General features: G+C 66.5%; 15 protein-coding genes. 13 read left to right on the top strand and 2 right to left on the bottom strand.

What is annotated here, in order from left to right; genetic code table 11:
* Window position 1 precedes the first annotated feature (1 nt).
* Window positions 2–1,036: a c-type cytochrome gene (locus V5F78_RS19245; RefSeq protein WP_394070219.1), complete on the bottom strand. Its 1,035-nt coding sequence runs from the start codon at window positions 1,034–1,036 to the stop codon at window positions 2–4.
* 167 nt (window positions 1,037–1,203) lie between these two features.
* Here V5F78_RS19245 and V5F78_RS19250 point away from each other — a divergent pair, with 167 nt between their 5' ends.
* The 7 genes from V5F78_RS19250 (at window position 1,204) to V5F78_RS19280 (ending at window position 5,321) form a co-directional block, all read left to right on the top strand.
* Window positions 1,204–1,839, top strand: coding sequence for a 50S ribosomal protein L25/general stress protein Ctc (locus tag V5F78_RS19250; RefSeq protein WP_394070220.1), 636 nt, complete (start codon window positions 1,204–1,206; stop codon window positions 1,837–1,839).
* 26 nt (window positions 1,840–1,865) lie between these two features.
* Entirely contained in the window at window positions 1,866–2,477 is a 612-nt protein-coding gene (gene pth / locus V5F78_RS19255) for an aminoacyl-tRNA hydrolase (RefSeq protein WP_394070221.1), read from the top strand.
* A gap of 46 nt (window positions 2,478–2,523) precedes the next feature.
* Window positions 2,524–2,826 (top strand): hypothetical protein, encoded by a 303-nt coding sequence (locus V5F78_RS19260; RefSeq protein ID WP_394070223.1) that lies wholly within the window; start codon window positions 2,524–2,526, stop codon window positions 2,824–2,826.
* Window positions 2,768–3,193: a PIN domain-containing protein gene (locus tag V5F78_RS19265; RefSeq protein ID WP_394070224.1), complete on the top strand. Its 426-nt coding sequence runs from the start codon at window positions 2,768–2,770 to the stop codon at window positions 3,191–3,193. The genes V5F78_RS19260 and V5F78_RS19265 overlap by 59 nt, the downstream gene beginning before the upstream one ends.
* A gap of 3 nt (window positions 3,194–3,196) precedes the next feature.
* The gene (gene ychF / locus V5F78_RS19270; protein WP_394044012.1) at window positions 3,197–4,297 is read left to right on the top strand and encodes a redox-regulated ATPase YchF; all 1,101 of its coding nucleotides are present in this window, start codon (window positions 3,197–3,199) and stop codon (window positions 4,295–4,297) included.
* Window positions 4,298–4,386: 89 nt separating this feature from the next.
* Window positions 4,387–4,851: a MaoC family dehydratase gene (locus V5F78_RS19275; RefSeq protein ID WP_394070225.1), complete on the top strand. Its 465-nt coding sequence runs from the start codon at window positions 4,387–4,389 to the stop codon at window positions 4,849–4,851.
* The gene (locus V5F78_RS19280; protein WP_394070226.1) at window positions 4,848–5,321 is read left to right on the top strand and encodes a MaoC family dehydratase; all 474 of its coding nucleotides are present in this window, start codon (window positions 4,848–4,850) and stop codon (window positions 5,319–5,321) included. The genes V5F78_RS19275 and V5F78_RS19280 overlap by 4 nt, the downstream gene beginning before the upstream one ends.
* A 263-nt stretch (window positions 5,322–5,584) precedes the next feature.
* On the opposite strand, the gene V5F78_RS19285 is transcribed toward V5F78_RS19280, so the two are convergent.
* Complete coding sequence (locus tag V5F78_RS19285; protein ID WP_394070228.1) at window positions 5,585–6,568, bottom strand: aldo/keto reductase; 984 nt, start codon at window positions 6,566–6,568, stop codon at window positions 5,585–5,587.
* A gap of 172 nt (window positions 6,569–6,740) precedes the next feature.
* Between V5F78_RS19285 and V5F78_RS19290 the strand changes: the two genes are divergently transcribed.
* The 6 genes from V5F78_RS19290 to V5F78_RS19315 all read left to right on the top strand — a co-directional run bounded on the left by V5F78_RS19290 (window position 6,741) and on the right by V5F78_RS19315 (window position 12,500).
* Window positions 6,741–7,397 carry a TetR/AcrR family transcriptional regulator gene (locus V5F78_RS19290; RefSeq protein WP_394070229.1) on the top strand — a complete coding sequence of 219 codons (657 nt, stop codon included), beginning with the start codon at window positions 6,741–6,743 and terminating at the stop codon, window positions 7,395–7,397.
* 184 nt (window positions 7,398–7,581) lie between these two features.
* A complete protein-coding gene (locus tag V5F78_RS19295; protein WP_394070230.1) occupies window positions 7,582–7,839 on the top strand; it encodes a hypothetical protein in 258 nt (85 codons plus the stop codon).
* Window positions 7,840–8,071: 232 nt separating this feature from the next.
* On the top strand, window positions 8,072–8,494 hold the full coding sequence (gene ndk / locus V5F78_RS19300; RefSeq protein ID WP_348843792.1) for a nucleoside-diphosphate kinase: 423 nt from the start codon (window positions 8,072–8,074) through the stop codon (window positions 8,492–8,494).
* A gap of 175 nt (window positions 8,495–8,669) precedes the next feature.
* The gene (locus tag V5F78_RS19305; RefSeq protein ID WP_394070231.1) at window positions 8,670–9,371 is read left to right on the top strand and encodes a TerC family protein; all 702 of its coding nucleotides are present in this window, start codon (window positions 8,670–8,672) and stop codon (window positions 9,369–9,371) included.
* Between the two features lie 141 nt (window positions 9,372–9,512).
* Window positions 9,513–10,253 (top strand): TerC family protein, encoded by a 741-nt coding sequence (locus tag V5F78_RS19310; RefSeq protein WP_394070232.1) that lies wholly within the window; start codon window positions 9,513–9,515, stop codon window positions 10,251–10,253.
* A 144-nt stretch (window positions 10,254–10,397) separates the two neighbouring features.
* On the top strand, window positions 10,398–12,500 hold the full coding sequence (locus tag V5F78_RS19315) for a molybdopterin-containing oxidoreductase family protein (RefSeq protein WP_394070234.1): 2,103 nt from the start codon (window positions 10,398–10,400) through the stop codon (window positions 12,498–12,500).
* Window positions 12,501–12,562: the final 62 nt, after the last annotated feature.

A 12,562-nucleotide genomic window follows, 5' to 3' on the forward strand; every position in this document is an offset into this window, starting at 1 on the left:
CCTATTTGAGGTTGGGATTGGGCACGCTGCCCTTTTCCGCCTTCAGCCGGGCGATCTCCGCCCGGATCGGTCCATAGGGACCATATTTGTGCTGGGCGGCGGAAAAGCCGTCCGCATAAGGCCCATAGGGCGCGTCGATCGGTTTCAACAGCAGGTCCGGAAAGTCGCGCTCCAGGCCGGCGAGGGCCGGGCGGGATTGGGATTCGACGAAGGCCGCCACGTCCCAGGCGTCTTCCACCTTCAATTGCGGCAGCAGCCAATCTGTGCCGTTGGGCATGTTGTTGTGGGCGAAATTGGCCAAGGTCATGAGCCGGCTCATCCCCGCCCCGTCATTGAAGCTGTCCGGCCCCCACAGCGGCGGCACGCCATAGCCGAGCGCGGCGTCGGCCACATTGCGCCGTACGCCCTGCCCGGAAGCTCCGTGGCAATCGGCGCATTGGCTGCGGAAGATGCCGGCGCCGCGCGCCGGATCGGCGGCGCGATCCAGCTCCGGCATGGAGCCCGCCCCGCCCCCGGAGATCTTGGCATCCTCGGGAATGTTGGTGGACAGTACCGTGAGATAGGCCAGCAAAGCCTGCATCGGCCGCGCGTCCGCCGGCATGGGACGCCCGTTCATGGAGCGGATCATGCATTGGTTCACCCGGTCCGCGAGGGTAAGTTCGCGCGCCGTGCGGGCGGAATAGGCGGGATAATCAGCGTCGGCGGCCACCAGCGGCAGGCCGAACTTCTTGCGCCCGTCATTGAGATGGCAGTTCGCGCAGGCGAGGTTGTTGCCGGCAAAACGCAGGGCGGGATCGGCAACCGCAGGCCCCACATGGGCATAGGTGGCCTCCAGCACCGAGCGGCCGAACCGCACGAGGCGGCCGAAGTCATCATCCGGCAAGGTGCTGATTTGAGGAATATCCCATTCGACGATCCGCGCGCCCTGTGCCGGCGCGGGAGCCGCCGTGGGCACGCCCTGCGCCCATGCCGCTACGCTGCCCGTTAAGAACAAGAGCCCCGCCAGAAGACCCATGCGCGCCTTGCGCCGCTCCATCCTTCCCTCCCCGTCCCCGTCTTTATTGCCTTTGCGGGCCAACGCAGCTATAAGCCCGCCTTCGTTTCGGCATGCGCCCCCCTGGAGGCGTGCCGATCCGAAAGCCGGACGGCCGCGCGAGCGGCCGTTGGCCTTTCTGGAACCAGTCTACATTAGGATGAAGTGCCATGACCGCCATCAAAGAATTGAAGGCCGTGGTGCGCGAACGGGCCGGCAAGGGGGCCGCCCGTGAAGAGCGCCGCGCCGGACGCGTGCCCGCCGTGATCTACGGCGAGAAGCAGGATCCGATCACCATCTCCCTGGAACACAAGGAGATCACCCGGACCATCTACGCCGGCCACTTCCTGACCACGCTCTTCCTCATCGAAGTGAATGGCAAGAAGCACCGCGTCATTCCCCGCGACTACCAGCTCGATCCGGTGAAGGATCTGCCGCTGCACGTGGACTTCCTGCGGGTGTCCGCCGGTGCGCGCGTCACGGTGGAAGTGCCGGTGCACTTCGTGAAGCAGGAAGCCTCGCCCGGCCTCAAGGCGGGCGGCACGCTGAACATCGTGCACCATGCGGTGGAGCTGGATTGCCCGGCCGAATCCATTCCCGATCACGTTTCGGTGGACATGACCGGCGTTCAGCTCGGCGCGTCGCTGCATTTGTCGTCGATCACCCTGCCGGAAGGCGTGGTCTCGGCGCTGCATGGCGACGACACCCTGGCCACCGTCGTGGCCCCGTCGGGCCTGAAGGACGCTGAAGCGGACGATGCGGCTGCCGCCGCCGCTTCCGCCGCCGCGACCTCCACCAAGTCCTGATCGACCTCTCGGGCCGGAGTTGCACCGTGATCCTGCTCGCAGGCCTCGGCAATCCCGGCCCGAGATATGTCGGCAACCGGCATAATATCGGCTTCATGGCGGTGGAGGCCCTGGCCCGCCGCCATCGGCTGTCCCCGTGGCGCCGCCGCTTCCAGGGCGCCGTCGCCGAGGGCGAGATCGCCGGCGAGAAGGTGCTCGCTTTGCTGCCCGAGACCTTCATGAACGAAAGCGGCCGCGCGGTCGCGGAAGCCATGCGCTTCTACAAGATCCCGCTGGAGCAGGTGTTCGTGTTCCACGACGAGCTGGACCTTCCGCCCGCCAAGATCCGCACCAAGAAAGGCGGCGGAAACGCCGGCCACAACGGCCTGCGCTCCATTACCGCACAGTGCGGCAACGACTATTGGCGGGTGCGGCTCGGCATCGGTCATCCGGGCGACAAGACGCTGGTGCACCCTTACGTCCTGGGCGATTTCGCCAAGAGCGAGAAGCCCTGGGTCGAGGGGGTGTGCGAGGCATGCGCGGACTTCGCCGAGCAGCTGGTGGTCGGAAAACCCGAGGAATTCCAGAACCGCGCGCATTTGTACCTGGATGCGCAGGGCTTCGGCGACAAGAAAACCATTGGCGATCCGCGCGCCTGACCGCACTGTGCGCGGGCATCCTGGCCGGCGCATGCGGGGGCCGCCCTTGAAGAACATCACCATCACCTTGTCCGACGAGCTGACGGTCCAGGTGCGCCTTGCCGCCGCGCGCGAGGGCAAGAGCCTGTCCAAATTCATCGCCGACCGCCTGAGCCGGGCGCTCGGTGGCCATTCCGATCCGCTCGCCCCGTTCGACCGCTGGCTCGCCGGCCCCGGCTGGGACCCGCAGGGCCCCCCACTCCCGATGCGTGAGGACAGAAATGAGCCTGCGATGCTTCGTGGACGCGCGGATGCTGATCTATCTCCAGGACCGCAGCGCGGCCCGCAAGCGGGCGCTGACGAGGCATAGCCTGCGCTCGATCCGCCGCCACGGCGAGCTGGTGATCACGCCCCAGGTGGCGAGCGAGTTCTATGCGCTCGCCATCGACCGGTTTCCCTTCGTGCCGCGCCATGCCATACGGGACTTCCTCGGCGATCTGATGCCGGCCTGCCACTCCGCCTCGCCCAGCGAGCTGATGGGGCGGGCCTTCCACATCGAGGATCGCTTCAAGTTCGAATGGTGGGACTGCCTGATGATTGCATCCGCGCTCCTTGCGGATTGCCGGCTGCTGCTGAGCGAGGACCTGCAAGACGGCCTCGCCATCGAGCGCACCACCGTGATCAATCCCTTCACGACGGACATCGAGACCGTCTTCTCTTCGCTGAAAGATCGCTGAGCTATGGGCTTCAAATGCGGCATCGTCGGCCTGCCGAACGTGGGCAAGTCGACCCTCTTCAACGCGCTCACCCAGACCGCCGCGGCGCAGGCGGCCAATTATCCCTTCTGCACCATCGAGCCCAATGTGGGTGAAGTGGCGGTGCCCGATCCGCGCCTCGACACGCTGGCCTCCATCGCCGGCTCGGGCCAGATCATCCCCACCCGCCTCACCTTCGTGGATATCGCGGGCCTGGTGCGCGGCGCCTCCAAGGGCGAGGGGCTCGGCAACCAGTTCCTGGCCAATATCCGCGAATGCGACGCCATCGCCCATGTGGTGCGCTGCTTCGAGGATGGCGACGTGACCCATGTGGAAGGCAAGATCGCCCCCGTGGACGACATCGAGACCATCGAGACCGAGCTGATGCTGGCCGATCTCGAAAGCCTGGAAAAGCGCGCCGCCGCTTTGGAGAAGAAAACCAAGAACGGCGCCGACAAGGAAGCCAAGGAAACCCTGGACCTGATGAACCGCGCCCTGGTGTTGCTGCGCGAGGGCAAGCCGGCGCGCCTCGTGGAGCGCAAGCCCGAGGAAGAGCAGGCCTTCTCCATGCTCGGCCTGATGACCGCAAAGCCGGTCCTCTACGTCTGCAATGTCGAGGAAGCCTCGGCGCTGGAGGGCAATGCGCTCTCCGCCGAGGTGTTCAAGCGCGCGGCCGAGGAAGGCGCCAAGGCGGTTGTGGTTTCGGCCAAGATCGAGAGCGAGATCGCCGTGCTGCCGGCCGAGGACCAGAAGGATTATCTCGACGCCATCGGGCTCGACGAGCCGGGCCTCAACCGGGTGATCCGCGCCGGCTACGATCTGCTGCACCTCGTGACCTATTTCACCGTGGGCCCGAAGGAAGCGCGCGCCTGGACCATCACCAAGGGCACCAAGGCCCCGGCGGCGGCGGGCGTGATCCATTCCGATTTCGAGAAGGGCTTTATCCGCTCGGAAACCATCGCGTACGCGGACTATGTCCAATACAAGGGCGAATCCGGCGCGCGCGATGCGGGGCGGCTGCGCCTGGAAGGCAAGGAATATGTGGTGCAGGACGGCGACGTGCTGCACTTCCGCTTCGCCAATTAGCGCGCGGCACCGATGAGGATGGCGCAAGCGTGGCTTGACCGCGCCCCGCGCCTCCCCTCTCATCTGGAAAAACAGCAGGAGGAGGCGGGATGCCCGACATCTTTTGGGAGGACTTCGTCGAGGGGGAGGTGAAAACCTTCGGCTCCTACGAAGTCACCGAAGACGAGATCATCGCCTTCGCCAGCGAGTTCGACGCCCAGCCCATGCATCTCGATGCGGCGGCGGGCAAGGCCTCCATGCTCGGCGGCCTTGCCGCTTCCGGCTGGCACACCTGCGCCATCATGATGCGCCTGATGTGCGACGGCTTTCTGCTGCGCGCGGCCGGCCAGGGCTCGCCGGGCGTGACCGAGACCAAATGGCGCGAGCCGATCTTTCCCGGCGATGTCGTCACCTTGCGCCGCACGGTGCTCCAGAGCCGCAGCTCCAAGTCGCGTCCCGACCTCGGGCTGGTGACCTTGAAGCTGGAGCTGCTGAAGCCGGCGGGCAGCGTGGCGCTGGAACAGGAATGCGTGGTGCTGTTCAACCGCCGCAATCCGGGAGCGCGCCTCGCATGAACTTCTTCGACGAGATCCAGGTGGGCGACCGCGAAATCCTCGGCACCCACACCTTCACCCGCGACGAGATCGTGGCGTTCGCGCGCAAATACGATCCGCAGCCCTTCCATGTGGACGAAGAGGCGGCCAAGCGCAGCATTTTCGGCGCCCTGTGCGCCTCCGGCTGGCATACGGCGGCCACCTGGATGAAATATTTCGTCGCCTACCAGCAGCGCACCGCCGCCGAACGGGTGGCCAAGGGCGTCGCTGTGCCGGTGACGGGTCCCTCCCCTGGCTTCAAGAACCTGCGCTGGCTGAAGCCGGTCTATGCCGGCGACGTCATCACCTATGCCACCGAGGCGCGGGAGAAGATCCTGCCCAAGAGCCGGCCGGACTGGGGCATGCTGATCGCCTACAACACCGGCACCAACCAGGATGGCGTGCTGGTGTTCGATTTCGAGAGCCGGGTATTCGTGCAGCGCCACCCCTGAGCGCGCGAACCCCCTCCGCCGGCGCGGGAGAGGGGCGCCGGACGGCAGGTGCGTGCGATTGTCTTTCTTTCACAGCCGTCATGGCCGGGCCTGTCCCGGCCATCCCCGCCGGGCGGAACGCGCGGGCCTTGAATGCGGACGCCAACGGCACCGCGTGGATGCACGGGACAGGCCCGTGCACGACCATGCTCCGCCGTGACGGCGTCAGGCCATGAATGGCGATTGGTCCCAGCATCGGGCGGGCCGGAGCCCGCCCGTCTGGATCACAGATTGAGGCCCGCCATGGCGGCTTCCGGATAGCGCGTGCCGGCCACCGCCTCGGGCGCGAACAGGGCATCCAGCTCGGCGACCTGCGCCGGCGTGAGCTTGACCTCGGTCGCGGCGATATTCTCCTTGAGATATTTGATGCGGCGCGTGCCGGGGATCGGCACCACATTGTCCTGCTTGTTGAGGATCCAGGCCAGCGCCAGCTGGGCGGGCGTGATGTCGAGCGCTTCGGCGATCTGCGCCAGGGCTGCGACCAGACGGCCGTTCTGCGCCGCCGCTTCACCCTGGAAGCGGGGATTGTGGTTGCGGAAGTCGCTCGCCTCCAGCGTGCTGGCCGCCACGGTCCCTGTCAGGAAGGCGCGGCCGAGGGGGCTGTAGGCCACAAAGGCGGTGCCGAGTTCGCGGCAGGCCGCGAGCATGCCGTCCTCGGGCTCGCGGCTCCACAGGGAATATTCGCTCTGCACGGCGGTGATGGGATGCACCGCATTCGCCCGCTTCAGCGTCGCCACCGAACATTCGGAAAGGCCGATGAAGCGCACCTTGCCGGCCTCCACCAGCCCCTTCATGGCGCCGACCGTATCCTCGATGGGGGTCGCGGGGTCGACCCGGTGGAGATAATAAAGGTCGATCACATCGGTGCCGAGGCGGGCGAGGCTGGCATCGCAGGCGGTGCGGACATAATCCGGCTTGCCGTTGACGCCGAGCCGCTCGCCGTTGGGGCCACGCATATGGCCGAATTTCGTGGCCAGCACGACCTGGTCGCGCTTGCCCTTCAAAAACTGGCCGAGAAGGCGCTCATTGTGCCCGACGCCATACATGTCGGCGGTGTCGAAGAAGGTCACGCCAAGTTCCAGCGCGGCATCGAGGGTTTCGAGCGATTGCGCGTCGTCGCTGGTGCCGTAGAATTCGGACATGCCCATGCAGCCGAGGCCGATGGCGGACACGGACAGGCCGGAACGGCCTAGGAAGCGGCGGTTCATGAAAGACCTCGCGGGAGAGAGAGAGTGGTCGATGGACAGAAAAAAGGCGGCGCGGGCGTGCCGGGAGAGGACGCGGCGCCGGGGCGGCGAGAGGCGGGCCGCAGACACCGGTCTGGCGGGGCGCTCTCAATCACCATATGTAAACTACACCGTATAGTTTACATTGTCAATCATGAACTCCGGCAAACCGCCCCCCGCCCGCCCGGGCAAGACCGCAAGTCCAGCGCCCCAAGCCAAGCTGGCGGCGCGCGATCCACGCGGCACCGGCCGACGCATCCGCGCGGCCGCGCGGCGGCTGTTTCTCGAGCGCGGCTACGGCAACACGAGCATGGATTCCATCGCCGCCGCCGCGCCCGTGTCCAAGCGCACGCTGTATCAGCATTATCCCAGCAAGGCGGAGCTCTTCGGCGCGATCATCGCCGAGGTCTGGGCGCATTTCATCGGCGGCCCGGTGCTGCCGGATACGGCAGAGGACGACCCGCGCGTGGTGCTGCGCGAGTTCGTTGCGCGCATGTGCGTCCATTGGGACCAGCCGGACGTCATCCCCATCCTCCGCCTGATCATCGCGGAAGCGCCGCGCTTTCCCGAACTCTCGGAGGCCTTCTCGCGCACCGGCAAGGAACCCACGCTGCGCAATCTCACCGCCTATCTGGAGACGCTGCGCTCCGCCGGTAAGCTGCCGGCGGGGCTCGACACCGGCCTTGCCGCCGCGCAATTCCTCGGCGCCATCAAGGAGCCGCTGTTCTGGCCGCGCGTGCTCGGAAACCCAATCCGCTTTTCCATCGACATGGTCACGGACCGCGCGATCACCGAAATCCTACGCAAGTGACGCGCCCGTGATGCGCGTGCAGCGATGACTCCGCTGGGTAACTACACATTCGTGAGAAATGACCTTTCGTAAACGGAACAAAATAACTTATTTACTTTGGTCATTACTCACGAAATCGGGATTTGCGTTACCTGCTGCAGCGCAATATCTCCTCTCCATCGCTGGGGCGGCGTGGAGCATTACCATGAATACCAAGATTCTTGCTTTCGGCCTCGGCGCGGTGATGAGCGTGACGGGTCTCGCCAGCGCGGCTTGGGCGGATGAATACGTGTCCCAGGAAAACCGCGACCAATATGCGGTGAACGAGCGCGACTATGAGATGAGCCACGCGCCCATGACGATGCCGGCGGCGCTGCACCAGCAGCATGCCGTGCGGCCGCACGCCGTTCGCAGCGCGAGCCATCAGCCGCACTTAACCCGTCCCGCCTCCCGCGCGAGCTGATCGCCGCGCGTCCGCCCGCGCTGGCGCGACGCCCCGCGTTCCATCCGGCCGGCCGGTCCCCGCGGGGATCGCGCCGGCCGTTTGCGTCGGGAGGGCGGATCGCGGCCCCGGCGCTGGTCTTCGGCCCATTCGGATGCCGCTTCCCTTGCCGCAGAGCGGTATCGCTGCTAAAGCCCGCGCGTCCGCGACAAATCGCGGGGCCATTTTCATTCATAACGACAGGACGGTCACCATGGCGATCGAGCGCACTTTCTCGATCATCAAGCCCGACGCGACGCGTCGCAACATCACCGGTGCGGTCAACGCCGTGATCGAGACTGCGGGTCTGCGCATCGTCGCCCAGAAGCGCATTCAGCTCACGCGCGAACAGGCCGAAACCTTCTACGGCGTGCACCGCGAACGCCCGTTCTTCGGCGATCTGGTGGCCTTCATGACCTCCGGCCCGGTGGTCGTGCAGGTGCTTCAGGCCGACAACGCGGTGGCCAAGTATCGCGAAGTCATGGGCGCCACCAATCCGGCCAATGCGGCCGAAGGCACCCTGCGCAAGCTGTTCGCCGAATCCATCGAGGCGAATTCCGTGCACGGCTCCGACAGCGCCGAGAACGCCGCCATTGAAATCGCCCAGTTCTTCTCGGGCAACGAAATCGTCGGCTGAGACGTTTCCTCTACGGACGCCGCGGCGCACAACGCTTTTTGCGCGGCGCGGCGTCCGGTTTTGGTTGTGGACCCAGCGCGTCTCCATTAGCTTCCCGTTAGGGAATGCATAATACGGCGCACCAGACGCAGCATACCCGCAGGGAACGCTGAATCCAGGATGGGGTGGGGTTACGATGTCGCTAGACTCTCCGGTGCTGTGGCTCGCACTGCTACAGATCATTTGGATCAATATCCTGCTGTCCGGCGACAATGCCGTGGTGATCGCCATGGCCTGCCGGTCCCTGCCGGAGAAAACACGCCGCTGGGGCATCGTGCTCGGCGCGGGCGTGGCGGTGGCCCTGCGGATCGTGTTCACCGGCCTCGTCGCCACCTTGCTGGCCCTGCCGTGGCTCAAAGTGGTCGGCTCCCTGGCCCTCATGTACATCGCCGTCGATCTCGCTCTTCCCAATGAAGAGAATGACGAGGCCGTCGCCGCCAGCGACAATCTGTGGAAAGCCGTCGGCACCGTCGCGATCGCCGATATCGTCATGAGCCTCGACAATGTGGTCGCGGTCGCCGCCGTCGCCAACGGCAATTGGGCCCTGCTGATCTTCGGCCTCGCCATCTCCATTCCGCTGATCGTCGCCGGCAGCTCCATCGTCATGGCGGTGCTTGACCGCTTCCCGATCCTCATCTGGGCGGGCGCGGCCCTGCTCGGCTGGGTTGCCGGAGAGATGCTGCTCAGCGACGTCGCGATCACCGACCGAATCGGCGGGCATGACGTGAGCGAAGCCTGGCATTTGCCGGCCGCGGCGGCCGGTGCCGTGCTCGTGGTCGCCATCGCCTGGATCATCGGCCGGGTGCGCCATGCCCGGCAGGCGGCTTCGCACAACTGAGCCATTTCGAATGACGAAGGGGGCAGCCGCCCCCTTTTTTGCGCCCCATACCTGCCGTAACGTCATGACAATACGGCGCGTCTCTCGGCGCTTTCGCCGCCCGCGCGAAAGCCCATCGGATTCAGGCAGAAGGACTGTCGCATGGATTTTTCCGATCCGACCTTTTGGGTCTCGCTTCTTCAGATCATCTGGATCGACCTGCTGCTGTCGGGCGACAATGCGGTGGTGATCGCGCTCGCCTGCCGCTCCCTGCCGCCCGGCCAGCGCCGCTGGGGCATTCTGCTCGGCGCGGGCGCGGCGGTTGGCCTGCGCATCATCTTCGCCCTCGCGGTCTCCTATGTGCTCGGCATTCCGCTACTGAAGGTCGCCGGCGGCCTGCTGCTGATCTGGATCGCGGTGAAGCTCGTCACCGACAATGAGGGCGAGGCGCACGAGGTCGCCGCCTCCGACAGCCTGTGGAAGGCGGTGCGCACCATCGCCATCGCCGACGCCGTGATGAGCCTGGACAATGTGGTGGCCATCGCCGCCGCCTCGCGCGGCCATCCCGAATTGTTCATCTTCGGCCTGCTGCTCACCATTCCGCTCATCATCGCCGGCTCGCAGCTGGTGATGGCGATCCTCACCCGCCTGCCGCTTCTGGTGTGGGCCGGCGCGGCCCTGCTGGGCTGGATCGCGGGGGAAATGGTGGTCGGCGATGTGATGTCCCTGCAATATATGCAGAGCGTCAATCCGGAATGGGTGAAGCCCGATTCCGAAGCGCCCAATGGGCTCAAGCCCGCCAACCTGCCGCATTATCTGGCGAGCGCCGTCGGCGCCGTGGTGGTGGTGCTTCTCGGCCTGCTGCTGCGCGGCCGCGGCAAGGAGAAGGTGCACGCCGCCTGACGCGCCCGCCTGTGGCCGCACGTCCCGTTCCCATCGCCCCCGGCCGCAACGCCGGGGGCGATTTCGTTTCAGGCCCGGGATGCCGCGCCGGCTCGATACGCTTTGCCGGAGCCGCTATAAGGAGGCGGAGGAGTTGCTTCGCCCATGAACGATCACGTCCGCTCGCCCTTGCCCGCATCCGGCATGCGCGCCTCGGTCTGCCCGCACGATTGCCCCTCCACCTGCGCGCTGGAGGTGGAGGTGCTGGCGGACAACAGGATCGGCCGGGTGCGGGGGGCGGCGGACAATTCCTATACCGCCGGCGTCATCTGCGCGAAGGTCGCCCGCTATGCCGAGCGCGCGCACCATCCCGAAAGGCTGATGACGCCGCTCAAGCGAACCGGGCCCAAGGGCTCCACCCAGTTTGCCCCCATCTCCTGGGACGAGGCGCTGGACCGCACCGCCGAAGGCCTGCTCGCCGCCGAGCACGCCCACGGCGCGCAGAGCGTGTGGCCTTATTATTATGCCGGCACCATGGGGCTGGTGATGCGCGACGGCATCAACCGCCTGACCCACGTGAAGGGCTATTCGCGCTTCTTCTCCTCCATCTGCGTGAACCCGGCCTGGAGCGGCTATATGGCCGGCACCGGGCGGCTCGCCGGCGCCGACCCGCGCGAGATCAGCCGCGCGGCGGACCTCATCGTCATCTGGGGCACCAATGCGGTGGCGACGCAGGTGAATGTGATGACCCACGCCATTCGTGCCCGCAAGGAGCGCGGCGCGAAGATCGCGGTGGTGGATGTCTATCGCACCCCCACCATGGAGCAGGCGGACATTCCCCTGCTGATCCGCCCCGGCACCGACGGCGCGCTCGCCTGCGCGGTGATGCACGTGCTGTTCCGCGACAATCGCGCCGACCGCGCCTATCTCGCCCGCTATGCCAATGATGCGGAAGAGCTGGAAGCCCATCTCGAAACCCGCACGCCCGCCTGGGCGGCGGCCATCACCGGGCTGAGCGTTGAGGAGATCGAGGCGTTCGCGGCGCTGGTGGGCTTAACGCCGAAAAGCTATTTCCGCCTTGGCTACGGCATGTCGCGCAGCCGCAACGGCGCGGTGAACATGCATGCCGCCTCGTGCATTCCCGTGGTCTCCGGCGCCTGGCAGCACGAGGGGGGCGGCGCGTTTCATTCCAATTCCGGCATCTACCGGCTGAAGAAGACGCTGATCGAGGGGCTGGACGTGCGCGACGGCACCACGCGCGAGCTGGACCAATCCCGCATCGGCGCCATCCTCACCGGCGACCGCGCGGCGCTCTATGACGGGCCGCAGGTGCACGCCATGCTGATCCAGAGCACCAATCCCCTGAGCGTCGCGCCCGACCAGGAGGCGGTGAAGCGCGGGTTCGCGCGCGAAGACCTGTTCGTGGCGGTGCACGAGCATTTCCTCACCGAGACCGCGCGGCAGGCGGACATCGTCTTTCCCGCCACCATGTTCACCGAGCATGACGATCTCTATCTCTCCGGCGGGCACCAGCACATCCAGATGGGCCCGCAGCTGGTGGAGCCGCCCGGCGAATGCCGCTCCAACCACGATCTTCTGCGCGCGCTCGCCCCGCGCCTCGGCGCGCAGCATCGCGGCTTCGAGATGAGCGCGCGCGAACTGGTGGACTGGACCTTGCGCGCCTCGGAGCGCGGCACGCTGGAGGAGCTGGAGGCCGCGCGCTTCAAGGATGTGCAGCCGGATTTCGCCACCGCCCATTATCTCAACGGCTTCGGCCATCGCGACGGGCGCTTCCGCCTGAAGCCGCGCTGGGACAAGGTGCCGTTCGCCGCGCCGGAAAAATTCGGCGTCGCCGACATGCCGGAATTCCCCGACCATTGGGCGGTGATCGAGGAGGCGACGGCGGAGCACCCGTTCCGCCTCGTGACCGCGCCGGCGCGCAATTTCCTCAATTCCACCTTCAACCAGACCGCGACCTCCACGAAGAAGGAGGGCGGGCCGACCCTGCTCATTCACCCCGAAGACGCCGCCCCGCTCGGCATTTCAACCGGGGATCTGGTGGAGGTTTCCAACCCGCGCGGCCGCGTGACCTTGACCGCCCGCCTGTTCGACGGCGTGCGGCGCGGCGTGGTGGTGGCCGAGCAGATCCACCCCAACGCCGCCCATGAAGGCGGCCGCGGCATCAACACCCTGACCGGCGCCGACCCGGTGGCTCCGGTGGGCGGAGCGGCGTTTCATGACAATCGGGTGGGGGTGGGGAAGGTGTGAGGGGGCGATAGTAGAGTTTGGCCGATCATCTAAGGCAGACGCGAATTTCCCGCTAAAGCGAA

Origin of the sequence: Roseixanthobacter glucoisosaccharinicivorans (assembly GCF_043195095.2) — a bacterium.
GTDB lineage: Bacteria > Pseudomonadota > Alphaproteobacteria > Rhizobiales > Xanthobacteraceae > NCEH01.